The sequence below is a fragment of the Stenotrophomonas sp. GD03877 genome, assembly GCF_029840555.1.
Classification (GTDB): Bacteria; Pseudomonadota; Gammaproteobacteria; order Xanthomonadales; family Xanthomonadaceae; genus Stenotrophomonas; species Stenotrophomonas geniculata.
Genome location: NZ_JAOCCT010000029.1, coordinates 41052 through 67891, shown reverse-complemented (window position 1 = coordinate 67891; position 26840 = coordinate 41052). Strand labels below are relative to the sequence as shown.

23 protein-coding genes are annotated in these 26840 nt (G+C 65.5%); 12 read left to right on the top strand and 11 right to left on the bottom strand.

Annotated elements, in window-relative coordinates; translation table 11 throughout:
* The first annotated feature begins 422 nt into the window (after window positions 1–422).
* Complete coding sequence (locus N5D20_RS18855) at window positions 423–1412, top strand: fumarylacetoacetate hydrolase family protein (protein WP_049434945.1); 990 nt, start codon at window positions 423–425, stop codon at window positions 1410–1412.
* Window positions 1413–1426: 14 nt separating this feature from the next.
* Window positions 1427–2110 carry a maleylacetoacetate isomerase gene (gene maiA / locus N5D20_RS18850; protein ID WP_010480627.1) on the top strand — a complete coding sequence of 228 codons (684 nt, stop codon included), beginning with the start codon at window positions 1427–1429 and terminating at the stop codon, window positions 2108–2110.
* A 33-nt stretch (window positions 2111–2143) separates the two neighbouring features.
* Here the strand turns inward: maiA and N5D20_RS18845 are convergent, their stop codons facing one another.
* The 3 genes from N5D20_RS18845 to N5D20_RS18835 are packed head-to-tail and all read right to left on the bottom strand — an operon-like array spanning window position 2144 to window position 6090.
* Window positions 2144–3640 carry a UdgX family uracil-DNA binding protein gene (locus tag N5D20_RS18845; protein WP_049455381.1) on the bottom strand — a complete coding sequence of 499 codons (1497 nt, stop codon included), beginning with the start codon at window positions 3638–3640 and terminating at the stop codon, window positions 2144–2146.
* Complete coding sequence (locus N5D20_RS18840; RefSeq protein ID WP_279914830.1) at window positions 3621–4904, bottom strand: putative DNA modification/repair radical SAM protein; 1284 nt, start codon at window positions 4902–4904, stop codon at window positions 3621–3623. Before N5D20_RS18840 ends, N5D20_RS18845 begins: the two co-directional genes overlap by 20 nt.
* A gap of 58 nt (window positions 4905–4962) precedes the next feature.
* Window positions 4963–6090: a PilT/PilU family type 4a pilus ATPase gene (locus tag N5D20_RS18835; RefSeq protein WP_043398800.1), complete on the bottom strand. Its 1128-nt coding sequence runs from the start codon at window positions 6088–6090 to the stop codon at window positions 4963–4965.
* A gap of 121 nt (window positions 6091–6211) precedes the next feature.
* On the opposite strand from N5D20_RS18835, the gene N5D20_RS18830 reads away from it, so the two are divergent.
* The 10 genes from N5D20_RS18830 to N5D20_RS18785 all read left to right on the top strand — a co-directional run bounded on the left by N5D20_RS18830 (window position 6212) and on the right by N5D20_RS18785 (window position 18202).
* Window positions 6212–6577 carry a DUF4398 domain-containing protein gene (locus N5D20_RS18830; RefSeq protein ID WP_010480631.1) on the top strand — a complete coding sequence of 122 codons (366 nt, stop codon included), beginning with the start codon at window positions 6212–6214 and terminating at the stop codon, window positions 6575–6577.
* Complete coding sequence (locus N5D20_RS18825) at window positions 6574–7458, top strand: hypothetical protein (RefSeq protein ID WP_010480632.1); 885 nt, start codon at window positions 6574–6576, stop codon at window positions 7456–7458. The genes N5D20_RS18830 and N5D20_RS18825 overlap by 4 nt, the downstream gene beginning before the upstream one ends.
* Window positions 7459–7782: 324 nt before the next feature.
* Entirely contained in the window at window positions 7783–8019 is a 237-nt protein-coding gene (locus N5D20_RS18820; protein ID WP_005407964.1) for a YdcH family protein, read from the top strand.
* A 301-nt stretch (window positions 8020–8320) separates the two neighbouring features.
* Window positions 8321–9691 carry a pyridoxal-phosphate dependent enzyme gene (locus N5D20_RS18815; protein ID WP_054170948.1) on the top strand — a complete coding sequence of 457 codons (1371 nt, stop codon included), beginning with the start codon at window positions 8321–8323 and terminating at the stop codon, window positions 9689–9691.
* A 123-nt stretch (window positions 9692–9814) separates the two neighbouring features.
* The gene (locus N5D20_RS18810) at window positions 9815–10999 is read left to right on the top strand and encodes a cystathionine gamma-synthase (protein WP_279914829.1); all 1185 of its coding nucleotides are present in this window, start codon (window positions 9815–9817) and stop codon (window positions 10997–10999) included.
* Window positions 10999–11793 carry an ABC transporter permease gene (locus N5D20_RS18805; RefSeq protein ID WP_010480643.1) on the top strand — a complete coding sequence of 265 codons (795 nt, stop codon included), beginning with the start codon at window positions 10999–11001 and terminating at the stop codon, window positions 11791–11793. The genes N5D20_RS18810 and N5D20_RS18805 overlap by 1 nt, the downstream gene beginning before the upstream one ends.
* Window positions 11783–13138, top strand: a complete 1356-nt coding sequence (locus N5D20_RS18800; RefSeq protein ID WP_279914828.1) for an ABC transporter ATP-binding protein — start codon at window positions 11783–11785, stop codon at window positions 13136–13138. The genes N5D20_RS18805 and N5D20_RS18800 overlap by 11 nt, the downstream gene beginning before the upstream one ends.
* Window positions 13138–16524: a glycosyltransferase gene (locus N5D20_RS18795; protein WP_279914826.1), complete on the top strand. Its 3387-nt coding sequence runs from the start codon at window positions 13138–13140 to the stop codon at window positions 16522–16524. Before N5D20_RS18800 ends, N5D20_RS18795 begins: the two co-directional genes overlap by 1 nt.
* A 157-nt stretch (window positions 16525–16681) precedes the next feature.
* Complete coding sequence (locus tag N5D20_RS18790) at window positions 16682–17152, top strand: hypothetical protein (RefSeq protein ID WP_279914825.1); 471 nt, start codon at window positions 16682–16684, stop codon at window positions 17150–17152.
* Window positions 17153–17206: 54 nt separating this feature from the next.
* On the top strand, window positions 17207–18202 hold the full coding sequence (locus N5D20_RS18785) for an acyltransferase (RefSeq protein ID WP_343236706.1): 996 nt from the start codon (window positions 17207–17209) through the stop codon (window positions 18200–18202).
* An 88-nt stretch (window positions 18203–18290) separates the two neighbouring features.
* On the opposite strand, the gene N5D20_RS18780 is transcribed toward N5D20_RS18785, so the two are convergent.
* The 8 genes from N5D20_RS18780 to N5D20_RS18745 are packed head-to-tail and all read right to left on the bottom strand — an operon-like array spanning window position 18291 to window position 26838.
* Entirely contained in the window at window positions 18291–20210 is a 1920-nt protein-coding gene (locus N5D20_RS18780) for a hypothetical protein (protein ID WP_171953799.1), read from the bottom strand.
* Window positions 20207–21340 (bottom strand): dTDP-4-amino-4,6-dideoxygalactose transaminase, encoded by a 1134-nt coding sequence (gene rffA, locus N5D20_RS18775; RefSeq protein ID WP_171953800.1) that lies wholly within the window; start codon window positions 21338–21340, stop codon window positions 20207–20209. Before rffA ends, N5D20_RS18780 begins: the two co-directional genes overlap by 4 nt.
* A 30-nt stretch (window positions 21341–21370) precedes the next feature.
* On the bottom strand, window positions 21371–21997 hold the full coding sequence (locus N5D20_RS18770) for a class I SAM-dependent methyltransferase (protein WP_171953801.1): 627 nt from the start codon (window positions 21995–21997) through the stop codon (window positions 21371–21373).
* A 3-nt stretch (window positions 21998–22000) separates the two neighbouring features.
* The gene (locus N5D20_RS18765; protein ID WP_010480655.1) at window positions 22001–22366 is read right to left on the bottom strand and encodes an EamA family transporter; all 366 of its coding nucleotides are present in this window, start codon (window positions 22364–22366) and stop codon (window positions 22001–22003) included.
* 4 nt (window positions 22367–22370) lie between these two features.
* A complete protein-coding gene (locus N5D20_RS18760; RefSeq protein ID WP_171953802.1) occupies window positions 22371–23594 on the bottom strand; it encodes an acyl-CoA reductase in 1224 nt (407 codons plus the stop codon).
* The gene (locus N5D20_RS18755) at window positions 23591–24697 is read right to left on the bottom strand and encodes an acyl-protein synthetase (RefSeq protein WP_171953803.1); all 1107 of its coding nucleotides are present in this window, start codon (window positions 24695–24697) and stop codon (window positions 23591–23593) included. The genes N5D20_RS18760 and N5D20_RS18755 overlap by 4 nt, the downstream gene beginning before the upstream one ends.
* Window positions 24694–26094 carry an AMP-binding protein gene (locus N5D20_RS18750; protein ID WP_171953804.1) on the bottom strand — a complete coding sequence of 467 codons (1401 nt, stop codon included), beginning with the start codon at window positions 26092–26094 and terminating at the stop codon, window positions 24694–24696. Before N5D20_RS18750 ends, N5D20_RS18755 begins: the two co-directional genes overlap by 4 nt.
* Window positions 26095–26838 carry an SDR family NAD(P)-dependent oxidoreductase gene (locus N5D20_RS18745; protein ID WP_171953805.1) on the bottom strand — a complete coding sequence of 248 codons (744 nt, stop codon included), beginning with the start codon at window positions 26836–26838 and terminating at the stop codon, window positions 26095–26097.
* Window positions 26839–26840: the final 2 nt, after the last annotated feature.

The following is a 26840-nucleotide window of genomic DNA, read 5'->3' as shown; positions in this document are numbered from 1 at the left end:
CCGCAACCGGACCCACCCCGCCTTCGACGGTTTTCCGCGATCTGTCGGATCTCATTCGATCAATTTCGATGTCTGAAGGATCTCGACGATGAATGATGTGGATGTTCGATCCGTCATCGGGAACCTGTCGGGGGTGGGGTGGTGTGGGTGGGCAGGACCGTTGGCGCCATGGATGGCGCCATCGAGCCCCCAAGGATGGGTTTACGGCGTGTCCTGCCCACCCACACCGCCCCGCCCAACCAGCAGAAAGCCAGAGCCGCTTTTGACGTTGTCGTTGCCGTTACATTGAGCGGGTGCAGGGCTGCAAGCCCTGCCGAACCCCCCACTACGGTAGGGTGGACCGATGCCGCGCTGCAGCTTGGCGCCGCCGCAGATTTGATTACACTTGAAACTTGTTTGCCCACGACTCCGGACACCCACCCATGAAGCTTGGTTCTTTGAAGGAAGGCGGCCGCGACGGCACCCTGATCGTCGTCTCGCGCGACCTGCGCCACGGCGTGCGCGCCACCGGCATTGCCGCCACCCTGCAGCAGGCCCTGGAAGACTGGAGCCACATCGCGCCGCGCCTGAACGCCCTGTATGAATCGCTCAACGCCGGCGACGCCGATGGCGTGTTCGACCTTGACCCGCAGGCACTGGCCGCGCCGATGCCGCGCGCCTATGAGTTCGTCGATGGCAGCGCGTACCTGCCGCACGTCGAACGCGTGCGCCGTGCCCGTGGCGCCGAGGTGCCGGAGAGCTTCTACACCGATCCGCTGATGTACCAGGCCACCAGCGCCGGCTTCCACGGCCCGCGCGACGCGGTCAAGGTGGTCAGCGAGGACTACGGCATCGACCTGGAAGCGGAGATCGTGGTGATCACCGACGACGTGCCGATGGCCGCCACCCCGGAACAGGCGGCGGGCCATATCCAGCTGGTCGGCCTGGTCAACGATGTCTCGCTGCGCAACCTGATCCCGGGCGAGCTGGCCAAGGGCTTCGGCTTCCTGCAGTCCAAGCCGCGTTCGGCGCTGTCGCCGGTGTTCGTCACCCCGGATGAGCTGGGTGCGGCCTGGCAGGACAGCAAGGTGCACCTGCCGCTGCTGACCCACATCAACGGTAAGTGGTTCGGTGCGCCGGAAGCGGGCGTGGACATGCAGTTCAACTTCGCCCAGCTGGTCGCGCATGCGGCCAAGACCCGTCCGCTGGGCGCCGGCACCATCGTCGGCTCGGGCACTATCGCCAACGAAGACACCAGCAAGGGTGCATCGTGCTTCGCCGAGCAGCGCGTGGTGGAAACCCTGCGCGACGGCAAGCCGAGCACGCCGTTCATGTCCTTCGGCGACGTGGTCCGCATCGAGATGCTTGATGCCGCGGGCAACAGTATCTTCGGTGCGATCGAGCAGCGCATCGAACAGGCGGCCAAGCCCTGAGCATGGAGGCGGCGATGGAGATCCTGGTTGACGACGGCCCGGTCGACGACGGCATCGTGCTGTACACCTACTGGCGATCCAGCGCTGCCTACCGCGTGCGCATCGGCCTGGAGCTGAAGGGCCTGGCCTGGGAGGCCCGGCCGGTGCACCTGGTGCGCGAGGGTGGCGAGCAGCACCTGGACGCCTATCGCACGCTCAATCCGCAGCAGCTGGTGCCGACGCTGCTGCATGACGGTCAAGTGCTGACCCAGTCACTGGCGATCGTGGAATATCTGGATGAGCGCTTCCCGCAGGTACCGCTGCTGCCGGCCGACGCCGCCGGCCGCGCGCGGGTGCGGGCGCTGGCCCAGCTGGTGGCCTGCGATATCCATCCGATCAACAACCTGCGGGTGATGCAGTACCTGGAGCGCGACCTGCAGCTGCCGGCCGACGCCCGCGCGCAGTGGACCCTGCACTGGATGGCCGAAGGCTTCCAGGCCATGGAAACGCTGCTGGCCAACAGCGGTGACACAGGCACGTTCTGCCACGGCGATCGTCCGGGCCTGGCCGACCTCTGCCTGCTGCCGCAACTCTACAACGCACACCGCTTCGGCCTGGACCTGACGCCGTACCCGACCCTGCGCCGCATCGAAGCGGCCTGCCAGGCGCTGGACGCGTTCGACCGCGCCCGCCCGGAAAACCAGCCCGACGCCGCCTGACGGGCCGCTTCGCTCGCCGGGCGCGGCCCGGCGCTACCGGTCCCCGGCCCGTGGTAGCGCCGGGCCATGCCCGGCGGATGCCCCATCCCCTCGCAACATCTGCCGAAGGTCTTCCCGGAACAGCCGATAGCCGGCCTCGCGGCGTGCATCGTCGGTCTGCCGCAACACCCACGCCGGGTGCACCGTGGCGTAGCCGCGCGTGCCATCTTCGAGGGTGTGCCAGCGTCCGCGGTCGCGTGAGAGGTCGAAGTCACGACCGAATACCGAGGCTGCCGCGGTTGCGCCGAGGCAGACGATGACCTGCGGCCGCACCCGCGCGATCTCGCCCATCAGCCATGGCCGGCAGGCCTGGATGTGGCGGCTTTCCGGACGCTTGTGCAGCCGGATCTTGCCGCGGCGCTCATGGTGGAAGTGCTTCACCGCATTGGTCAGGTACAGCGTGGCGCGATCGATTCCCAGCTCGGCCAGGGCACGATCCAGCAGCTGGCCGGCCGGGCCGGCGAATGGCTGGCCGCGCAGATCCTCGACGTCGCCCGGCTGCTCGCCGACCACCATGATCGGGGCATCGGCCGGGCCTTCACCGAACACCCCCTGCGTGGCCGCTTCCCACAGCGGGCACTGGCGGCAGGCCAGCGCCTGTTGGCGCAGTGTCTGCAATCCCTTGGCGTCGGCGGCGGGCATTGGCGCCAGCGCCCGCGCAGGTATCTTCCGTTGCGGTGCCTGCGCGGGCCGGTCATGCATTTCCTGCACGCGATCGCCCGCATCGCGCACCAGGCGCGGCAGCAGCTGCGCCTCGGGCAGGTGGCGCCAGTACTTGGCCGGCATCTCCTGCATCATCATCCGGGTATTGAGCCGCGCCGGATTGAAGATGCTGGCGTAATAGGTCTGCCACAGCGCCTCCCGTGCATCCTCTGCCGGGGCGTCCTCGCGCCGTGCGCCGGGGCCGAAGGCCAGCGCTTGTCCATCCCATGCCACGCTGCGCGACGGCGTCAGTATGGCCCAGTGCATGCCGGTGAAGCGACGCGCGAAAAACGGCGCCACCCGATCAACGATGTGGTGCTGTGGCTCGAACCACGCGATGAACGCCTCGGGCTGGCCGGGCACCTCGCGGAAGCGCACGAACGCCTTCATCTTGTGGGTATCGCGGCGAACGGCCTGGGCGAGCGCGGTTGCGCGCAGCACGTCGGCATCGGCGGGATTCGACAGCACCGAGCGCTCGCCATGGGTGATGCGCCACAGCAGCCGGTACAACAGGGCCATGCGCTGCATATCGCGGTGGCACAGGCAGGTGGCCGCCAGTTCAAGGAAGTCGCGCGGTACGTTCGGCACGCCGGCATCGGCCAGCACGGGCGCGGAGCTGACCGCAGGCGCATCCAGCAGTGATGCGTCGCTGCCCTCCAGCCAGTCCAGCTGTTCCGGTGCGATGCCGCGCAACAGGGCATCGCGCGCACCGTTGCGCCAGGCCTCCAGCGACCACGGCGGCTCCACCCGCAGCGACCAGCGCTGTGCGTCAGGCTGGCGGTGGGGCATCGAACAGCGATCCCTGACGGGGCGGTGGGGCCAATTGGGCGCGCAGCGCCGCCGGATCGTCCAGCGCCCTGCGCGGGTGGTGGTCGGCCAGCAGCACGAATGGCAGCAGTTTGCTCATCGGCGCCTTCAGGCGTGCCACATCGGCAACCCGCAGGCGACCGTGGCGGCGCGCCATCAGCACCCGCTTCACATTGCGCACGCCCAGCCCGGGTACGCGCAGCAGCATTTCCTTCGGCGCGCGGTTGAGATCCACGGGGAAGCGTTCGGGGTGGCGGATCGCCCAGGCCATCTTCGGGTCGATGTCCAGATCGAGCATGCCGGCCTGGGTGGTATCGGTGATTTCATCCACGCCATAGCCGTAGAAGCGCAGCAGCCAGTCGGCCTGGTAGAGGCGGTGCTCGCGCTGCAGGGGCGGCGGCTGCAGCGGCAGCTGGCGGCTGGCATCCGGAATCGGGCTGAAGGCGGAGTAGTACACCCGGCGCATCCGGTAGTTGCCGTACAACGCATCGGCGCTGGCGAGGATCTGCCGGTCGTTGGCGCCGTCGGCGCCGACGATCATCTGCGTGCTCTGCCCGGCCGGTGCGAAGCGGGGAGGGCGCGGACGCGCGCTGCGGGTGGACACCGGCGCGACCACCGCTGGCGCCTTGCGCGCTTCCTTGGCTTCCTCGATGCGCCAGCGCAGCTCGCCCATCGCACCGCGGATGGACTGTACGGTCTTCTCCGGTGCCAGCGCGCTCAGCCCGGCTTCGGTGGGCAGCTCCACGTTGATCGACAGCCGGTCGGCGTAACGCCCGGCGCTGGCCAGCAGTTCCGGCGACGCTTCGGGAATGGTCTTGAGGTGGATGTAACCGGCGTAGCGGTGTTCCTCGCGCAGTTGCCGCGCTACTTCCACCATCTGCTCCATGGTGTAGTCCGCATTGCGGATGATGCCGCTGGAAAGGAACAGGCCCTCGATGTAGTTGCGCTTGTAGAAGTCCAGCGTCAGCGCGACCACCTCGTCCACGCTGAAGCGCGCGCGGGGCACATTGCTGGACACGCGGTTCACGCAGTACGCGCAGTCGTAGACGCAGAAGTTGGTCAGCAGGATCTTCAGCAACGAAACGCAACGGCCATCCGGCGTATAGCTGTGGCAGATGCCCATGCCTTCGGTGCTGCCGATGCCGCCGCTGGCGCGTGAGTCGCGCTTGCCCGAGCCGCTGGAGGCGCAGGAGGCATCGTATTTGGCGGCGTCAGCCAGGATGGCAAGCTTGCGGATGGTTTCCATTGCGGAAACCTACGGATCGGCGGTCTCATTGGATGAGACCGCCCCTGAACCCTTCAGGTCAGAACCCGTGGGTGATGCTCGGCGCGCCGGCCGAGAAATCCGCGTACGGGTCGTGCTCGCCGCTGCTGCCTTCGGACAGGCGGAACTTCAGCGCCAGGCCATCGCGCGAGTCGGCCGCGCGCAGGGCCTCCTCCTGCTCGATGGTGCCAGCCTTGGCCAACCGGAACAGGCACTGGTCGAAGCTCTCCATGCCTTCCTCCAGCGAGCCTTCCATTGCCGCCTTGATCTCGTGCACCTGGCCACGACGCAGCAGGTCGCGGATCATCGGCGTGTTGATCAGCACTTCGGTGGCCGGCAGGCGACGGCCTTCCTTGTTCTTCACCAGGCGCTGGCTGATCACCGCACGCAGGTTCAGCGCGAGGTTCATCAGCACGTTCTTGTGCGCGCTCTCCGGGAAGAAGTTGAGGATGCGCTCGATGGTCTGGTCGGCGTTGTTGGAGTGCAGGGTGGCCAGGCACAGGTGGCCGGTCTCGGCGAAAGCGATGGCGGCCTCCATCGTTTCCGCGTCCAGGATCTCGCCGATCAGGATCACGTCCGGCGCTTCACGCATCGCGTTCTTCAGCGCGTTGTGGAAGGCATGGGTGTCCAGCCCGACCTCGCGCTGGTTGACGATCGACATCTTGTGCTTGTGCAGGTACTCGATCGGGTCCTCGATGGTGAGGATGTGACCGGTGGTGGTGCTGTTGCGGTGGTCGATCATCGACGCCAGCGAGGTGGACTTGCCGGAACCGGTGGACCCCACCACCAGCACCAGCCCGCGCGGGGTCATGATGACGTCCTTCAGCACCTGCGGCAGGTTCAGCTCCTCGATGCTCGGGATGCGGCTGCGGATGGCGCGGATGACCATGCCGACCTCGCCCCGCTGCTTGAACACGTTGACGCGGAAGCGCCCGGCATCGGGCAGGGCGATGGCCATGTTGAGCTCCAGCTCGCGCTCGAACTGCGGCACCTGGCCTTCGTCCATCAGCGAGTAGGCGATCTTCTTGACCATGCCCGGCGGCAGGCCGGTGTTGCCCAGCGGATAAAGCTTCCCCTCGATCTTGATGTAGACCGGTGCTCCGGTGGTCAGGAACATGTCCGAAGCGTTCTTTTCGGTCATCAGCTTCAGGAAGTAGCCGATATCCATTGCGAATTTTCCCCAACGAAACGGCCGACGCCCGTTGCCAGCACGGTGTCGGCTTGACGACAATGGCCGTGAACCGACAACCGGTACGGCCTCCCCAATGAAACGACTTAGCTTCGCACGAATGCGCCATGGCCTGTATGTGATGGCGTTTGCATTCGCACTGTCTGCCCCCGCCTGGGCGCAGGACGGCGCACTGGAACTGGCCCAGGCCCGGCAGGCGGTCGACAAGGCCACCCAGGCCGACGCCGACCAGTACGCCCCGGACCTGATCGGGCTGGCCCGGCAGGGGCTGGAGCAGGCCCAGCGTGCTGCCGGCGACCGCCGCGAGCGCAAGAACGCCCCGGCGATCGCCCTGCGCGCCGCCGCCGATGCCGACCTGGCCCGCGTCCGCAGCGAGGAAGCCACCGTGACCGCCCAGCTGCAGCTGCGCCGCAACGAGGTCAACCAGCTGCAACGCCAGCTGTCGACCGGGGAGGACCGCCGGTGAAGCCGATGACTGCCGCAACCCTGGCCGCGCTGCTGGCGCTGCCGCCCCTGGCCGTGGCCGCCGACAACCCGATGGTGGCGCAGCTGAGCCAGCGCCTGATGGCCATCCAGGCCAATCCCGACACCGCTGAGCTGGGCGCCTTCGAGCGCATGCAGGCCCAGCAGGCCATCGCCACCCTGGACAAGGCCAAGCGCCGCGACCAGGAGCTGGCCACCTACCTGGCCGAGCGCCGGGTGGAGATTGCCGAGACCGCCGTGCGTACCGCACTGGCCGCGCGCGAGGTCGACCGCCTGGAGCGGACCCGCAGCGACCTGCTGATCGAGGCCAGCCGCCGCGACGCCGCCCGCGCCCGCCAGGAAGCCGAGCAGCTGCGCATGCAGGCGCAGATGCAGGCGGAGGAGGCCGAGCGCCTGCGCCAGGCCGCCGAGGCCGAAACCCTGGCCCGCCAGGACGCCGAGAACGCCCTGACCAGCGTGGCCGGCAAGCAGCAGCAGCGCCTCAGCGCCGCCCAGCAGAACGCCGCCAAGCTGGCCCGCGAGGAAGCCGAGCTGGTGTCCGGTCAGAAACTGCCGGCCTCGAAGTTCGATGGTCGCGGCGAAGTCTTCACCTTCCGTGGTGACGCGTTCACCGCCGGCGCCTCCAGCCTGTCCGGCGGGGCCCGCAACCAGGCCAAGGCGTTGGCCGAATACCTGAACATCGGCAAGAAGGGCCGCCTGCGCATCGAGGCCTACGACAACGCGAACGGCGTAGGCCAGAAGCGTGCCGAAGCGCTGCGCGATGCCCTGGTCGCGGCCGGTGTCGCCAGCAACCGGATCCAGCTCGCTGGCAAGAAGGCGGCCTCCACCCAGGCGCGTTCGGCCGAGGTCATCATCGCCCCGTAATTGCTTGATATTGTTTGTTTTTCGTTGCGATGAGCATTCAGCCTGAACCCCGCCCCGGCGGGGTTCGGTCTTTTTGCCGCAGGGGTCTTGTACCCCGCCTTGAGCAGGCGTAGGGTCAATCGTCCGGGACGCAATGCCGCGGACCGGACGATGGGAGGGCCGGGCCGATGCAAGCAGGGCGCGAACCGCAGCAGATCGACGTGCGCAGGCCAGTGCCGCAGGTCGTTGCAGGCGTCCAGGTGGCCATCGACCGGCGCTCCTCCATGAACAACGCCCCGTGCCTTTCGGCCGGGGCGTTCGTGTATCTGTCGAAGGAGGTCCATCATGTTTGAAGATCAGCCCCAGAGCGAGATCGACGCCCGTCGCGCGCGTGATCCGGAGTTCAGGGCACTCCATGACCAGCACCGCAAGTTGAACAAGAAGTGCATGGACGCGGAGTTGGGTGTACTCCCGATCGATGATGTCACCCTGGGTCGCATGAAGCGCGAGAAGCTGCTGGCCAAGCAACGTCTTCTGCGAATGTACGAAACACCGCTCCCAACGACGTCCCCCACGCTTTGACGCACATCGTCGCGCCCGGAACGGCGTGACCCGGCCATCGATGGCCCTGCCGGGGGCTCCTGCCCTGGCATCGCGGCCGCGCCGATGAGGCGGCCGCGCCAAGGCACCACAGGCGGTGGTGCCTTGGCCTTCAGGCACAACTCACCGATGCGGGCGGCACCGGTCTCCTCGTCGATCCGGGGCCGTCCGCATCCCTTTTTTGCGGGCTTCCGGCCCCGCGGCGCAACGACCTGACATTCATCGCCATCCGACGGATAATCATCGGTCCGGCCCTGCGCGGCGCGAACCGAAAGTCCTCCGAATGCCCATCCATTCTTCCGTCCTCGAACTCATCGGCCAGACCCCGATCGTCAAGGCCCAGCGCCTGGACACCGGCGTCTGCGAGCTCTACCTGAAGCTGGAGAGCGCCAACCCGGGCGGATCGATCAAGGATCGCATCGGCCTGTCGATGATCGAAGCGGCGGAGAAGCGCGGCGACCTGAAGCCTGGCGCGACCCTGGTCGAGGGCACCGCTGGCAACACCGGCCTGGGCCTGGCCCTGGTGGCCCAGCAGAAGGGCTATAAGCTCATTCTGGTCGTTCCCGACAAGATGAGTCGGGAAAAGATCTTCAACCTGAAGGCGATGGGCGCTGAAGTGCGTCTGACCCGCTCGGACGTGGCCAAGGGCCACCCTGAGTACTATCAGGATCTGGCCAAGACCATTGCCGAGCAGACCCCGGGCGCGTACTTCATCAACCAGTTCGGCAACCCGGACAATCCGGCCGCGCATGAATTCGGTACCGGCCCGGAGATCCTCGAGCAGATGGGCGGCGACCTCGATGCCATCGTGTTCGGCTGTGGCAGCTCCGGCACCATGACCGGCCTGTCGCGCGCCTTCGCCAAGCTGTCGCCGAAGACCGAGCTGGTGCTGGCCGATCCGGTCGGCTCGATCCTGGCCGAGTACATCAACGACGGCAATCTGAACGACAAGTCGGGCAGCTGGCTGGTGGAGGGCATCGGCGAGGACTTCCTGCCGTCGATCTCCGACTTCAGCCGCGTCAAGAAGGCCTATGCCATCAGCGACGCCGAGAGCTTCCACACCGCGCGCGAGCTGCTGGGCAAGGAAGGCATCCTGGGCGGTTCGTCCACCGGCACCCTGCTGGCGGCGGCCCTGAAGTACTGCAAGGAACAGACCACGCCGAAGAAGGTGCTGGTGCTGGTGTGCGACACCGGCAACAAGTACCTGTCGAAGATGTACAACGACTACTGGATGCTGGACAACGGCTTCCTGGAACGCCCGCAGCACGGCGACCTGCGCGACCTGATCCTGCGCCCGTACGGCCAGCGCGACACTGTCGTGATCGGCCCGAACGACCTGCTGACCACCGCGTACCAGCGCATGAAGCTGTATGACGTGTCGCAGCTGCCGGTGATGGACGGCGACCAGCTGGTCGGCATCGTCGACGAAAGCGACGTGCTGCTGCATGTGTATGGCGATGAGGCACGTTTCCGCGACACCGTCGCCACCGCCATGGTCAGCAAGCTGGACCGGCTGGACGTGAAGTCGCCGATCGAGGCCCTGCTGCCGGTGTTCGACCGCGGGCAGGTGGCGATCGTGATGGACGGTGATGCCTTCCTGGGCCTGATCACCCGTATCGACCTGCTGAACTATCTGCGCCGTCGCGTGCAGTAAGCCGCTGATCGCTGCAGATCACCACTGAATTCCGGTTTATTTGCGTCAAAGCTCGTTAAGGCTGCGCTGATAGACTCCCGATCCTTTGACGGCGCCGCACGTCGGCGCCATTCAGGAAACGACATGTCCAACTCCTCTTCGCCCGACCGCGCGCTGGCCCTGGCTACCCTGGCCATTCACGGCGGTCAGTCGCCCGACCCCAGCACCGGCGCGGTGATGCCACCGATCTACGCCACCTCGACCTATGCGCAGTCCAGCCCGGGCGAGCACCAGGGCTTCGAGTACTCGCGTACCCACAACCCGACCCGCTTCGCCTATGAGCGGTGCGTGGCGTCGCTGGAAGGCGGTACCCGTGGTTTCGCCTTCGCTTCGGGCATGGCGGCCAGCTCGACCGTGATCGAACTGCTGGACGCCGGCAGCCACGTGGTGGCGATGGACGATATCTACGGCGGCAGCTTCCGCCTGTTCGAGCGTGTGCGTCGCCGAACCGCCGGCCTGGACTTCAGCTTCGTCGACCTGACCGACTTGGCCGCGTTCGAGGCAGCCATCACGCCAAAGACGAAGATGGTCTGGATCGAGACCCCAACCAATCCGATGCTGAAGATCGTGGACATCGCTGCGGTGGCCGCCATCGCCAAGCGCCACGGCCTGATCGTGGTGGTCGACAACACCTTCGCCTCGCCGATGCTGCAGCGCCCGCTGGAGCTGGGCGCGGACCTGGTGCTGCACTCGGCCACCAAGTACCTCAATGGCCACTCGGACATGGTCGGTGGCATGGTCGTGGTCGGCGACAACGCCGAACTGGCCGAGCAGATGGCCTTCCTGCAGAACTCGGTGGGGGGCGTGCAGGGCCCGTTCGACAGCTTCCTGGCCCTGCGTGGCCTGAAGACCCTGCCGCTGCGCATGAAGGCGCACTGCGCCAACGCGCTGGCCCTGGCCCAGTGGCTGGAAAAGCATCCGGCGGTGGAAAAGGTGATCTACCCGGGCCTGCCGTCGCACCCGCAGCATGAGCTGGCGACCCGCCAGATGGGCGGCTACGGCGGCATCGTCTCGATCGTCCTCAAGGGCGGTTTCGAGGCGGCCAAGCGCTTCTGCGAGAAGACCGAGCTGTTCACCCTGGCCGAGTCGCTGGGTGGCGTGGAAAGCCTGGTCAACCACCCGGCGGTGATGACGCATGCCTCGATTCCGGTCGCGCGGCGGGAACAGCTGGGCATCAGCGATGCGCTGGTGCGGCTGAGCGTGGGCGTGGAGGATCTGGGGGATCTGCAGGTGGATCTGGAACGGGCGCTGGTGCAGCAGGCCGGCTGATGGGAATCCTCTCGGTTTTCGGCAAGCATCGTTCGCTGACGTTCGAACTGAGCCAGCGCGAAGTGCTGGGCCGCTATCGTGGCGCCAGCTTTGGCCTGTTGTGGTCATTGATCAGCCCCTTCCTGATGCTGCTGGTCTACACCCTGGCCTTCGGCTTCGTGATGAAAGGCCGCTGGCCGGGATCGACCGGATCGACCACCGACTTTGCACTGATCCTGTTCGCGGGCCTGACCGTGCACGGGTTCTTTGCTGAGTGCTTCACCCGCGCTCCGCAGTTGATCGTAGCCAACACCGGCTACGTGAAGCGTGTGGTGTTCCCGCTGGACATCCTGGTGTGGAGCATGACCTTCTCGGCGCTGTTCCACCTGTTGATGAACATGGTGGTGCTGCTGCTGCTGCAGCTGGCGATCAAGGGCAGTATCCCGGCTACGGCCATCCTGCTGCCGGTGGTAGTCATCCCGCTTGTGATCCTCACCGCTGGCGTGGGCTGGATCGTCTCGTCGCTGGGCGTATACCTGCGTGACATCGGCCAGTTCGCCGGGGTGATGGCGGCGGCGATGCTGTTCCTGTCTTCGGCCATCGTGCCGGTCGAATCGGTGCCGGAAAGCTATCGCATCGTGTTCGAGCTGAACCCGCTGACCTTCATCATCGACCAGGTACGCGAAGTGGTGATCTGGGGCCGCCTGCCCGACTGGGCCGGCCTCGGTGTCTACACCCTGATCGCCTGCGCGGTGGCTCTGCTGGGCCATCGCATGTTCAACAAGCTGCGCGTGGGGTTTGCCGATGTCCTCTGAGCTGACCGACGGCGACATCGTCATCGATGTGCAGGGCGTGGGCAAGGCGTACCACATGTACGAACGCCCCTCGCACCGCCTGTTGCAGGCCCTGGCCGGCAAGCGCAAATCCTTCTACAAGGATTTCTGGGCGCTGCGTGGCGTCAGTTTCTCGATCCGCCGCGGGCAGACGGTGGGTATTGTCGGCCGCAACGGCTCGGGCAAGTCCACCCTGCTGCAGATGATCGCCGGCACCCTCAACCCGACCGAAGGCCGCATCACAGTCAAAGGGCGGGTCGCGGCCCTGCTTGAGCTGGGTAGCGGCTTCAATCCCGAATTCACCGGGCGTGAGAATGTCTATCTCAACGCCACGATTCTCGGCCTGACCCGGCCGCAGATTGAAGCGCGCATGGACAGCATCCTGGCCTTCGCCGACATCGGTGAATTCATCGACCAGCCAGTGCGCAGCTATTCCAGCGGCATGTCGGTACGCCTGGCCTTTGCCGTGATTGCTCATGTCGATGCCGACATCCTGATCATCGACGAGGCGCTGGCCGTAGGTGACGCCTTCTTCTCGCAGAAATGCATGCGCTTCCTGCGCGAGTTCCAGAAGAACGGAACGCTGCTGTTCGTCAGCCATGACGCGGCCGCGGTAACCAACCTGTGCGAAAGCGCGGTGTGGCTGCAGCACGGCCAGATGCGCCTTTCGGGCACGTCGCAGGAAGTGATCGAAGCGTACATGACCGAGCAGCACGTGGTAGGCCGTCGCGAGGCGGGCGTGGACGACGTGGTGGTCGAAAAGAAACAAAAACGCCTGGCCACAGATGCGCCGGACTTCCGCCTGGAGGCGCTGCAGGCCGCTGGCGCCAGCAACCGCATCGCGTTGTTCCAGTTCGATCCGGACAATGTAGGGCAGGAATTTGGTGCCCAGGGTGCGCGCATCGTTGATGTGGCGCTGAACGATGAGGCGGGGGCGCCGCTGGGCATGGCCGAGGGCGGCGAGCTGGTCCGCCTGCGCATCCGTGTCGAGCTGATGCAGGCGCTGGACAGCGTGATCGTCGGCTTCTACGTCAAGGATCGCTTGGGGCAGCGCCTGTTCGGCGACAACAGCTACTTCGCCTGCAAGGACAGCCCCGTGGGCGGCCAGGCGGGTGAAAGCATCGTCGCCTCGTTCCTGTTCCGCATGCCGGTGATGCCATCCGGCTCCTACATGATCGATGCTGCGGTGGCCTCCGGCGACCAGCACGATCACACCCAGCAGCACTGGATCCACGACGCGCTGGAGTTCCGCGCGATCGACGAGACGATGCGCTTCGGCCTGGTGGGCCTGCCCATGCTGGCCATCGATATCACCAAGGAATCCTGATGATCGAGTTCACCGGCGAACGTTTCGTCCCCACCGAACAGGGTGTCATCCGCCAGGAGCACCTGCACCGATATGCGTGGTGCCTACCCCTGGTGGAAGGCAAGGACGTGCTGGATGTGGCCAGCGGTGAAGGCTATGGCAGCGCGATGCTGGCCAGCCGCGCGCGTTCGGTCAGGGGCGTGGACATTTCCCATGATGCCGTTGCACACGCTGCGGAGCGCTACGCCGACCGCACCAATCTGCAGTACCTGCAGGGGTCGGCTGCAGCGATTCCGCTGCCCGACGACAGTGTTGACGTCGTGATCTCGTTCGAGACGATCGAACACCTGTACGAGCAAGAAGAGATGATGTCCGAGATCCGCCGCGTGCTGCGGCCGGATGGCGTGATGATCATGTCCTCCCCGAACAAGGAGGTCTACTCCGACCGCGCTGGCTACCACAACGAGTACCACGTGAAAGAGCTGTACCTGGGCGAGTTCCAGGCATTGGTCTCGCGGCATTTCCCTGCTTCGCGCCTGTGCGGGCACCGCATGTCGGTCTGTTCGACCATCACCCTGCTCGATGATGGCCCGGCACAGCCGGTGTACCAGGCGTTGACCGATACCGGGGAAGGCGTGCAGGAGCGTGCTGCCGTCATTCCCGATGCGGTCTACTTCGTGGTTGTGGCGGCGGCCGATGCCTCGCTGTTGCCGCAGTTGCCCGCGTCCATCCTGTATACCGAAGCCGAAGACCTCTACGCCCATCATCATGAAGTCGCGCGCTGGGCGCAGGCACAGGATGCTGAAATCGGTGAGCTGCGCGGCCATGTGGTACGCGAGCAGGGCGTGGTGGCTCAACTGCATGGCCAGCTCGATGCGGCGCGCGAGCAGCAACAAGCGCAGCAGGATGCACTGGCTGCCGAGAAGGCCAGGGCCGACCGCCTGGAAAATGCGATGGTCAAAATCTGGGATGCACGCGCGCACCTGCAGCAGCAGATCAACGCCGTGTCCGGTCTGACCGATGCCGCCCGCGGCGCCCTGCAGCAGCATGCGCAGATCGAGCAGCTGATGCAGCGTTCCGGGGTCACCCAGCCGGCAGCGGCAGCGGCAGCGGTAGGGGGGCTGGCTGCGGGGGGAGAGCCGCAGGACGTCTCAGCGGTACTGGAGTCGTATCGAGCCGAGCTCGAGTCGCTGCAGGCCTTGACTGCCTCGCTGATCGCTTCCCGCTCCTGGCGCATCACCAAGCCGATCCGCTTCGCGGGCCGTGTGCTGCGAGGGGAGTGGCATGCAGTATTGCAGTCATTGCGCAACTCCGGGTTGGCTCGCCATCCCTTGATGAAGCCCTTCGTTCCAATGGCCAAACGCATGCTGCTGAGCCAGGGCGCAGCGCTTCCTGCGCCGCTGGATGGGCTGCTGCTGGAAGAAGTACGCCGCGACCCGCAGTCGGTGCAACAGAGCCTGCGTTTTGCCGATGTCGTTGATCCGGTCGTCAGCATCGTCATACCCACCTACGGCAACTACGAGCAGAGCCTGGCCTGCGTGGCCTCGATCGCACGCGTGGGTGCACGCGTATCGTTCGAGGTACTGGTACTGGAGGATGCTTCCGGTGATGCGCGGATCGATGCACTGGGCAGCATTCCGGGCCTGCGCTATCACGTCAATCCGGAGAACCTCGGTTTCCTGCGCTCCTGCAACCAGGCGTTGACGCTGGCCAAGGGCCGTTACGTCTACCTGCTCAACAACGACACCGAAGTGCGGCCGGGCTGGCTGGATGCTTTGGTGGATGTGTTCCAGTCGCATCCGGATGCCGGCCTGGTAGGCTCCAAACTGGTCTACCCGGATGGCCGCCTGCAGGAAGCCGGTGGCATCGTCTGGTCAGATGGCAGCGCGTGGAATTTCGGGCGCCTGCAGGATCCAACCCTGCCGGCTTATAGCTATCTGAAGGAAGCCGACTACATCTCCGGTGCCTCGATCATGCTGCCGCTGCAGCTGTTCCAGGAGCTCGGTGGCTTCGACGAGCATTTTGCGCCGGCCTACTACGAAGACACCGACATCGCCTTCCGTGTGCGCGAGCGTGGGTTGAAGGTCTACATGCAGCCGGCATCGGTCGTGGTGCATTACGAGGGCGTGTCCAGCGGCACCGATGAGAGCAGTGGAGTCAAGGCGTGGCAGGCGGTCAACCGCGACAAGTTCCTCGCGCGCTGGATGCCGATCCTGGAGCAGGGCCAGTTCGCCAATGGCGAACATGTGTTCCTGGCACGGGACCGTTCGCGCAACAAGCGCCACGTGCTGGTGGTGGACCACTATATTCCGCAGCCTGACCGTGATGCCGGCTCGCGCGCGACCTGCCAGGTGATGCATACCCTGCTGGAAGAGGGATGCCAGGTAACCTTCTGGCCCGCCAATGCCTACTACGATGACCAGTACGCGCCGCCATTGCAGCGCAAGGGCATCGAAGTGATGCATGGGGGCGGCTGTGTTGGCGCGGCTGGGTTCGAGGCCTGGATGGCCGCCAATGGCCAGTATCTGGACGTGGTGATTCTCAACCGGCCACATGTGTCGGCTGAGCTGGTAGCCGTCGTGCGCCGCCATAGCCGGGCCACTGTCATCTATTACGGGCACGACATCCATCACCTGCGCATGCAGCAGCAGTTGCAGCTGCAGCCGGACGACGATCTGGCACGTGAGGCCGCGCGCTTCCGTGATTTCGAGTACACCCTCTGGCAGCAGGCGGACGTGGTGCTGTATCCGTCCACGGACGAAACCACCCATGTACGTGCGTGGCTGGCCAGCCATGCGCCATCGGCCGGGACCCGCGCCGAGACCATTCCGCTGTACGCCTATGAGCCTGTTGCCGATGCTGATGTGCCGGGCCCTGAGCAGCGCCGCGACATCCTGTTCGTGGCCGGCTTCGCGCATGCGCCCAATGTGGACGCCGCTCAGTGGTTTGTCAGCGACGTGTTGCCCCGGGTACAGGCACAGGTACCGTCGGTCCGGTTGAGCCTGGTTGGCTCCAGCCCGCGTCCGGAAATCCAGGCGATGGCGTCTGAACGCATCGATGTGACCGGATACGTCAGTGACGAAGTCCTGGCCGGTTGGTACCGGCGCGCGCGCGTGGCGGTTGCACCGTTGCGTTTCGGCGGAGGGGTCAAGGGCAAGGTGCTGGAAAGCCTGCGCAATGGCCTGCCGTGCGTGACCACGCCGATTGGCATGCAGGGCCTGGGAGATGCAACGGCATTCATGCCCACCGCTGAGGACGCTGAAGGCATGGCCGCGCAGATTGTGTCGTTGCTCGGCGATGATGCGCGGTGGCAGCAGGTGTCTGATGGCGGCCGGGCATTTATTGCACAGCATTACTCCGATGACGCACTGCGGCGGATTCTGACCGCCGCTATTGCGGCACGCTGAGGCACCGTTCTGTCCCCGCCCGCATTGACGCTGGCGGGGACGTGGCCAATCGTCGGTCCTGCGGGGGGACGTGAACGCGGGCTTTACGCTGTGGTGCGCATGGGTAAGAATGCCTCGTTTCCGCCGCCCTCCGGTGGCGATCGGTAGGGAGCACTGCATGGGGATTCAATCGCGCGCGTTGCTGGCATGCGTGCTGGCGTTGGCCCTGACGGCCTGTTGTGACGAGGCTGGCCGCCGCCGCGCGGGAGCCGTCGGAACCACGTCCGAGGCGCCGGGCATGCAGGCTGCTGTCACCGACGCGTCCGTTGCCGGCATGAACCTGGTCCATGCCAGTGTTGCTGGCATGGTGGTCGAACCCAGGGTGCTCAAGCTGGATTGCAGCGGCGCGGCCGGAGCGTCCGCCGAAGTGCAGGTGGCGTGGAAGTCCGAGGTTCCGAATGCCGCCTTCGTGCAGATCACGGTTGGCAGCCTCACGCAGACACCCAAGGTCTGGGTGGAAGGTACGGCTGCGGGCACGGAGGCCACCGGACCATGGATCAATGACGGTTCGGTATTGACCTTCAGTGACGGCAACGGCAATACCCTTGCCACTGTTCGCGCGGTAGCCACCGCTTGCCCGTCCCGTTGATGGCATGCGGACCCTGCGTCCTCGTTTCCTGCCCATTGGAGCAGTTCCTTGAAAATGCCTGTGTTTGGATTCGGCGCAAGCCGGTTCGTGCTCGCGTCATTGGTCGCGGCGTCCCACTTGTGGTCGAACATGCCGCATGGATATGCAGCCTACGCGGTATGGGCATTCTTCGTGCTCAGCGGCTTCCTGATGACGCTGGTGTTGACCACCAAGTACGGCTTTGATCGCACCGGCCTGAAGGCGTATGCGTTCAACCGCTTCATGCGGATCTTCCCGCTGTATTGGCTGGCCGCGATCATGGGCCTGCTGACGCTCTGGTACTACGGCAGTGTCGGCATTGACCTGCGCCCGATCAATGGCGAGTTCCACATGCCTCGTGGCCTGCAGGACTGGGCCTACGTAGTCACGCTGTTCCCGGGCATTACCCGCGGAGGCCTGCCGGTTCCGGTGGCGAATGCGCTGGCCATTGAAGTGGGCTTCTATCTGTTGATGCCGATGATGGCAACCTCGCGTGGTGCAGCCGCACTTGGTGTGGTCATCGGCGCCCTTATCAATCTCAAGCTTGGCATCCATCAGGACAGCTTCGGTGAGCGTTACGCGACCTTCCTGCCTTGCCTGCTGCCGTTCGCGACCGGCGCCCTGGTCTGCCATTACCGTGAATCCCTGGCGCGAGTCCGCATGCCGGCCATCAGCTGCGCGGCCTGGTTGCTGCATGGAGCAGTCTGGTTCTTCGTGCCGAGCTGGCCGTGGGACTGGGGCCTGTATGCGTCCTTGTTGCTTTCGGCGTGGATGGTGGTGTCACTGCATCAGCAACGTGGCGGCAAGCTGGACAAGATGCTGGGCGATCTGAGCTATCCGATCTATCTGATCCACACCACGGTGGCAGCCTGGTTCGTCTGTGCCTGTGGATTTACCCGCCCGTTCACGACCTTCTTCCTGCCAGCGTTCGCGGCCACGGTCGCGCTGTCCTGGCTGATCGTCGTGTTGATCGATCGCCCCTTGTCGCGCCTGAAGCGCAAGCCGCCTGCGCACGTGGTTGAGGCGCGCTGAGAAAGGGCAGCGCCAGGAAGACTGAAGAAAGCCGGTGCGGTGAAGTCCGCACCGGCTTTTTTTCGGCCGGGGTTGTTGTGGCTCAGCGTCAGTGTGCCGTGGAGCTGCTTGTGCAAGAAGGCAGATCGAGCTGCTGCTGGGCCAGGACCCCTTGGCTGTCCGAGCGGACCAATGACAGTACCGAGTGATCGGGGAGCGCATGCTCCACGGTCAGCGCTGGCTCCGCCGGAGCGGTGCTGGCCAGCAGCGTGCGTTGTGCACCGATCGAATCGACCCACAACTGGGCGCCGAACGGTGCCAGGTCATGGGTTTCAAAATGGATGCGAACCGGTTGCGCTGCGGAGGTGCCACCGGCGCAGCTTCCGGAAAGCGGCTCTGCCAGCAGCGAGGCATTGACCGGCGCACCAGCGATTCGATGATCGAAGCGCTGCTCCTGTACTGCCCCAGGGCCAAAACCCGGCACCGTTGCCAGTGACGGATACAGGCGGTTCCGGATCTGGAAGCGGTTGGAGAAGATGTTCAGCTGCTTGTCCACCAGCAGCGAAATCAACTTGACCCGCTCTTCCTCGGGGTAACCGCACACCGTCATGATGTCGGGGCAGGCGGTTGGCGGCGTGCGCGGATCGGTGGCCAGGCGCTGCATGGCCAGGGCGGTGTTCTGCCAGTAGGGGATCAGGTAATGCGGCAGTTTCCAGTTGTAGCGCGATGCCTGCCACTGCACGGCCAGCAGGCCGGCGATCAGCAGCAGGATGGCGCCCTGCTCGACGAACCGGGCCTTGGGTGATGTGTGCGCCGAAGCCGGCGCGGACGCGGATGTACCGGAACGGGTCAGCCGGTAGTGGAACATCACCGCGATGGCGACCAGATTGATCTGGTAGGACATCACATAACGGGGCTGATGCAGGTAGTTCCAATCGAATGCCGGCACGCGGCTGAGGATGATGCCGGCGGTCAGTGCATACGCGACCAGCATCAGGAATGTGGCCATCGCCAGTGTCCGGTTGTAGGTACGTCTCCGCCAGGCGCCGAATACGGTCACCCAGAAGAACACCTGCAGGGCCAGAACGGCTCCGGCGCAGACCAGGACCGCTGTCTGCGTGGCCTTGGGGAATCGAGCCGACAACAGTTCCAGATGGATCAGGCCGTCCGAGAACGGAATCAGCAATCCTTTCAGCGCATCGGCGGTCAACAGTGATTCGGCAAGGCCACGGCTGGGCAGCATGGTGGCGCCCGTGCCTGCCCGCATGGCAACCCACCACAGGAAACCCCGGACCAGGATCAGGGCGACCACCGCAGCAACGAGGGCGATTGCCTTGTCACGCCGTGAGGCGATCAGCAGGGGCACGCAGGCGAGCGCGGTTGCGATCACCAGGACCAGCGCGATCTCGTCGGTACACAGCCCCAGCAGCAGTGTGGCAGCAAACACGAGCCACGGGCGGGCCTGCTGCAGCTGGGTCATCACCAGCGAGAAATACAACGCGCCCAGCAGCAGTGGGATGTATCCAAGCGTTGCCAGCGGCCAGGTGAAGATATTGGAGCTGTTGAGCGACAGGCCCAGCGCGAAGACCAGGCCGATGCACAACCAGGCGTAGGCATTGCGCATCGGGCTGGCCAGTGCGTGGCGTGGCATTTCACGTGCCACGGCACAGCACCAGGCGATACCGATGAGGATGCCGATCAGGCCTTCAACACGGAAGTCCATGTCGAAGTACTTGGTGTGAAACAGCAGTACCAGTTTCTGCAGCGGTTGTGCATGGTCGCCCACGCCGCGCTGCATGAACAGGTCCAGGAAAGTCAGCGAGCCGTCGAAGTAGCGCGGCAGGAAACTTTCCAGGAAATACCAGGCATCGGACTGCACCAGCGGTGTAGCAACAGCATCACTGAACAACAGCGCGTTGCAGGAGGCGGCGATTGCAAGCAGCACGCCGAACGCGCGCAGCATGAACGCGAGCGACCCGATGCCAGGCCGGGTCAGCGGCCTGGCGGGTGCCTTGTGGGCCTCACTCATGCGTACTGCCTCAGTGCCGCGTCGGCTGCCTCCATGACCGCGTCCAGTTGCGGTTCCACGCCAATCCATAGCGGCATGCGCACCAGCCGCTGGCTGATGTCATCGGTCACGGTCATCGGCGAGCCGGTGCGACCGTAGGTCGTGCCCGCCGGCGAGGAGTGCAGGGGGATGTAGTGGAATACGGTCTGCACGCCCCGCGCCTTCATCTCCTGGATGAACTGGCTGCGAGCTTCCAATGACGGCAGCAGCATGTAGTACATGTGCGCATTGTGGCTGCAGTGCGCCGGAATCGTCGGACGGGTCAGGCGCCCTTCTGCTTCGTGCGCGGCCGCCCACTGGTGGTAGCGCTCCCAGATAGCAAGGCGGCGCTGGGTGATGTCCTCGGCCGAGTCCATCTGCGCAGCCAGGAATGCAGCGGTGATCTCACCGGGCAGGAAGGAAGAACCCACATCCACCCAGGTGTACTTGTCGACCTGCCCACGGAAGAAGCGGCTGCGGTTGGTGCCCTTCTCGCGGATGATCTCGGCGCGCTCGGCATGCTGGCGGTCGCGGCACAGCAGCGCGCCACCTTCGCCGGAAATGATGTTCTTGGTCTCGTGGAAGCTCAGTGCGCCGAGATCGCCGATGGTGCCCAGCGGGCGCCCCTTGTAGGTGGACATGATGCCTTGCGCGGCGTCTTCCACCACTGCCAGGCCGTGCCGTGCCGCAATGTCCAGGATTGCATCCATTTCGCATGAGACGCCGGCGTAGTGCACTACGCAGATGGCCTTGGTGCGAGGCGTGATTGCCGCTTCGATCAGGGTCTTGTCGATGTTCAGCGTGTCGGCGCGGATGTCCACGAACACCGGCACCGCGCCACGAAGCACGAATGCGTTGGAGGTGGAAACGAACGTGTAGGACGGCATGATCACTTCGTCGCCCGGAACCAGGTCCAGCAGCAGGGCCGCCATTTCCAGCGCAGCAGTGCACGAGTGCGTCAGCAGCGAAGCCTGAGCGCCGGTACGCTCGTTCAACCAGGCGTGGCACTGCTTGGTGAACGGGCCGTCGCCACTGAGATGACCATTGGCATGGGCGTGGGTGATGTTGACCAGCTCCTGGCCGGTCATGTACGGCTTGTTGAACGGAATCACTGCTGCTCCTGAACGTGACTGGGCCGCAGCTCAGCGCACGCATTCCATGATGTAGTGGGTGTAGGGTACGTAAAGCATATCGCCCCTGACCCGGCCCGATACCGCCGAGAATTCGGCTTCGGCCAAGGCCCGATAGGCGTCGGGGGTGCGGATGCTCTGCCCGCGGTCACGGGCGATCAACGCGTGCGCGATGGCTGATTGGCCTTCGACATAGGCACCGTCAAGGGAGATGAAGCGGCCGCCTGGCTTGAGCGCCGCGCGCGCGGTACGCATCAGCGCACGGGCGCGGTCGTCGTCGAGGTGGTGGAGGATGCCGATGGCCAGTACCAGATCGGCCTGCTGCTGCTCGCCCCCGGCCAGCTGGTAGTCAGCCACGTCCATGCACTCAAAGCGTGCACGTCCATCAAAGCGCCGGCGGGCTGCCTGGATGTAGGCTTCGGAGAGATCGAAGCCGACGTAGTGCAGGCCATCGGGCATCTGGCTGAAAAGCTCACCCGTGCCGCAGCCGATGTCCAGGATCCGGTCACCGGCACGGGGCCGTATGTGATCGCGGATCAGCCGGGCGCGGGAGCGGCGGGCCCCCAGCAGGTTCTGCAGCAGGTCGTAGACCGCTGGGTGTGATAGCACTGCGTGCAACCCATCGGTCTTCTGCGACATGGTTCAGGCTCCGGAGCGAGACAGGACGATGACGCCCAGGATGATCAAGGCGGTGCCGGCGATCTTATGCGAGTCGAAGGACTCGCGGAAGAGCCATACCGCAAGGGTTGCCACCAGTGGGAAACTCAATGCGGTGAAGGGATAGGCCTTGCTCAGCGGCATCCGGCCGATGGCCGCCATCCAGCACAGTGAAGCGCCGAAAGCCGCCGCGAACGCACTGATCACCCAGGGATTGAGCAGCAGGGTGATGACCGCGCGCGGGTTCAGGCCGTCGATGGTCGCCCCGGGATTGAGGCTGACCTGCCACTTCAGCATGAGCTGGCCGTAGACGGTCAGCAGGATGGTCAGGGCAATGAAAACGTAGCTCATCGGATCAGGTCGCAGGCAGGGTGATCTTGCGGGTAAGGACATCGAGCAGGTCGGTGCCGTCCCAGACCGGATGGAAGTCCAGGGCGCGGCCGAAGGGTACGACGCGGTCGATGGCACGATTGCGGAGGCCGCACAGGAAGCCGCGCAGGTCCGACGCCGTGAAGCCATGCTGGACAAGCGTCTGGTCGCGGTCGTCGAGCTGTGGCGCCAACGCATCCAGCGTAGGCAGCTCGATCTCCACCACCAGGCCGTGGCCAGACTGGATCTCGCGGATCCCGCCATCGGCACGCGAGGCCTCCAGGCGCAGCGGATACAGGCCGATGGCATCGGCGGAGTGCACGCCATGCCCGGTGGCCGCCAGCAGGTTGGCATCGGTCACCCGGGCCATCAGCGCTGCGGGTTCGTCGTCCAGGCTGGCGGCCTGGGTGCGTACCGCCGGCCAGAAACGTGCCTTGGCCGCTGCGGTCTCTGCCTCGTCACCAACCCAGTACAGGGTGCGCGGCGAAGAGCAGGCCTGCTGGCCGAACCAGAGCACGTCGTTGCAGAAGCGATGGGCGAGTTCCTGCAGATCGGCATCGTTGGCTTCGACCAGCGTGCCTGCGCGCATGACCGCCACGCCGAACCGGTCCGGGAAGGCCAGCTCGAGAGCCAGTGGCGCGATCGGCAATGAACGGATCTTGGCGACCGTGGCGTCGCCGCCCCAGATGATGCGCGCATGGCAGTGACGGGAGATCGCCGTGGTGATCGCATCGTCATGCGGATACGTCAACAGTACCGCACGTTCCAGCACCTGCGGATGCAGGCCTTCATGCTGCATGTCATGCAGGATCGAGACCAGCGCATCGCGCTGGGTGCTCTGCTTCTGCGACAGGCGGGCCACATTGGTGTTGCCTGACAGCACCGACATCAGCCAGGCGTACGCGAACAGGACGTCCACGTTGGCCGGAGCAAGATGGAAGACCAGTCCGCGGGCCAGATCCAGCTCGGTCGGGCGCGTTCCGATGCGCTGCGAAAGCTGGTTGACCGCGGCGCCGCGGAACCAGTGGGCAAGGGTGGCCAGCTCGGGATGCTGGCGCAGCTGCGGCAGCGTGAATACGCGGCGGGAGAAATCTGCAACGAACTCGCGCAGTGGCGCGCTGAACGGCAGCAGCGGTGGCAGTGCCGACAGGCGCGCCAGTTCCGCATCCAGCGTGGCGTCCGGGTGGATCGAGAAGAGCAGTCTGGTCATGCGTTGGGTACCGTGCGGGTATCGCTGCAGCCGCGGATTTCCACGTTCTTGATGCGGCCCAGCACGGCGAAGTGCTTGCCGGGGCGGCCGCAGGCGCAGTCGTCCTCGCCATGAATCACGCCAAGATCTTCGGTCAGCAGGCTGTGGCCGGGGTAGCTTTCGGGCAGCAGGCTCAGTACCTGGATCGCACCGGTGGTGCCATGTGGCACCGGATGCAGGTCCTGCAGGTCGCGAACGATCACGTCGGCGTAGGCCGGCGCGTGCAGGTGTCCATGTTCACATTCGAAGAAGATCGAGCCGACCTGCTCGACCATGCCGTAGTAGTTGTGAACGCGTTCGATGCCAAAGGTCTGCGACAGTGCGGCCTTGTAGGCAATATTGTCGACCTTCTGCTCGTCCATTTTCTTCCAGCCGCCGCCGTGCACCAGCATGCTGCCGGCCGGGAAGCGGATCTGTCGGCCATCACGGCGCGCTGCCTGCACGAACGACTGCCAGACGATGAAAGTGAAGCCGAACAGCAGCACCGGCTCATCTGGATGTGCCTGCAGCCATTGCTCCAGTGCAGTCCAGTCCGGTTGCAGGTCTTCGTCCAGCAGATACAGATGGTCACGGCCGAAATTGGAGAAGCCGAGGATGCCTGCGGCGCGCGCGTTGAAGCGGCTGCGATCACGCAGGAAGCTGGAGTCGTCGACCACCAGCATGCGCAGGCGCCTGCTGCCCGCGAAATGGGAGAAGATGCGGGTCAGTGCGCGGGTCTGCGCGCGCGCGGTGTCGGCATCGAGGAAGATGCGGGAAACCGCAGCGCCGGTGGTGCCACTGGACACCAGTGTGCGCGACACCTTGTCGTCGTCGATGCTCTTGAGGTCCAGCAGCTTGAACATGCGGACCGGTAACCACGGCACCTGCTCCAGACTGGCCGCATCGTCGGCCGGCCACAGGCCGTCGAGGATGCGTGCATACGGCGCGCACTGCGCTTGATGGTGGCGGGTCAGGCGATTGAGGCCTTCCAGCAGCCAGGAACGCTTCTGGCTGCGGTCCAGGCCGAAGACATCGACTTCCAGGGCAGCGGCCGCGTTGGCAGCCGGCGTGGCAGGCAGGGTCACCTTGCAGCTCCTTGTCCGGCCATCTGCCGGAGACTCTGGTAATCCACCTTGCCGCTGGCCATCAGGGGCAGCGCATCCAGATGGAGGGTACGGACGTGGCCACCGAACAGCTTGTAGCGTTCCTGCACCAGCTGGCGTACCTGCGCCTGCTCGGCGACCTGGGCACCGTGGCTGAAGGCCACCAGATCGTCATCGCTGCCCGAGCAGACGATCTGCTGGCTCAGCACTGCCGACAGCATGGCCTCGACTTCGTCGAGGTTGACCCGGTTGCCGGAGATCTTCAGGAAGCGCTTGGCGCGTCCGGTGATGTAATGGAAACCGTCCTCGTCGACGCGGGCCAGGTCACCGGTGTGCAGCACTCCCTTCAGCTCGTCACCCTTGGCCAGGTCGGCACGCGTGGTGGCATAGCCCATCATCACGTTGGGGCCGGAATAGACCAGTTCGCCGCTCGCTGCATCCACTTCCATGCGGCCTCCAGGAACCGGTACACCGATGCTGCCGACCTTGTCGATGATGCGTGCAGCCGGAACATAGCTGATGCGCGGAGAGGCCTCTGTCTGTCCGTACATCACGAAGAACTCCAGGCCATGGGCCTGGCTGGATTCGGCGAAATGGGCGACCAGTTCATCGCGCAGGCGGCCGCCGGCCTGGGTCAGCATGCGCAGGCTGGGCAGCTGCAGGCGAGCCAGACCCATGCGCCGCAGGATCTCGAAGGTGGCCGGAACGCCGGACAACGAAGTGATGCCGTGGCGACGGGCGCTGTCCCAGAACTCCCGGGTCATCAGGCTGTCCTCGCTCAGCACCACCGAGCCGCCAGCGGCGAGGTGGCTGTTGAGGATGGACATGCCGAAAGAATAAGCCAGCGGTAGCGTAGTGATCGCACGATCATCGGCACGCAGGCCCAGGTACTGGACAATGGCGTTGGCATTGGTGTCCAGACCCGCCGCAGACAATCGCACCAGCTTTGACGAGCCGGTACTGCCGGACGTACTCAGCAGTAGCGCCAGATCGGCGTGTGGTACTTCGTTGACCGGGCCCGCGCCGCGCAGATGCAAGGCCAGCGCCTGGCCCTGATGCACGGTCTGGTAGCCATCCGGCGCAGGACCCGTGGCGGCGACCCAGTCAGGCTGGTAATGCACAACCAGCGCTGCCAGCAGTTCCGGATCGGTGTCGGGTTGCAGCAGTAATGGAACCTGGCGCCCGCTGCGCAGAGCGCCCAGGTAAAGCGCCACGGCCTCGGTATGGCTGGGCATGCACAGCAGGCCCATGCCGCGTCCTTCGGGCAGCCGCGCGGCGTACTGGTCGGAAAGGTGGGCCAGCGACGCGAAGTCCAGCGTCTGCCCGCCATCGATCAGCGCGATCTGCGACCCGTGTTGTTCAAGGTTCCAGAACGGCATTCAGACCACCATTTGTCCGTCGATGCCAATTACCTGCCCGGTGACATAGGCGGAGGCATCACTGAGCAGGAAGCCGACCAGTTCGGCCACCTCTGCAGGGGTGCCGGCGCGTCCCATCGCAATCGACGCGACACGCTTGGCGTGCGCGGCCTCCGGCATGCCGCGCGTCATGTCGGTATCGATGAAGCCCGGCGAGACCGCGTTGACGCGGATGCCACGTGGGGCCAGTTCCTTGGAGGCCGAGCGGGTGGCGCCGACCAGTGCGGCCTTGCTGGCGGCGTACAGGCTGAGCCCGGCGGCACCGTTGACGCCCATGATCGAGACCAGATTGACGATGCTGCCCTTGCCGGCACGCGCCATCAGCCGCGAGGCGTACTGCATTGCCATCAGCGGTGCTTTGACGTTGACAGCCAGGACCTGGTCGATGTCCTCGGCACGGATCATGCCGAGCAGGCCTTCGTGCAGCACACCTGCATTGTTGACCAGCCCATCCAGCCGGCCGAAGCGGGCGAAGATCTGCTTGAACAGCCCCGCGATGGCATCGGCATCGGTCAGGTCGAGCGCGGCACAGAGCGCAGCCGGCGCACCCAGCGCCTGGATCTGTGCATCCAGCCCGGCCAGTGCCTCTCCATCGCGGGCCACCAGTACCAGCTGCGCCTGCCGCGAGGCCTGCTGCAAGGCGATCTCGCGACCGATGCCGCGCGATGATCCGGTGACCAGGATGACGGGTGCGGCGCCGGCCATGC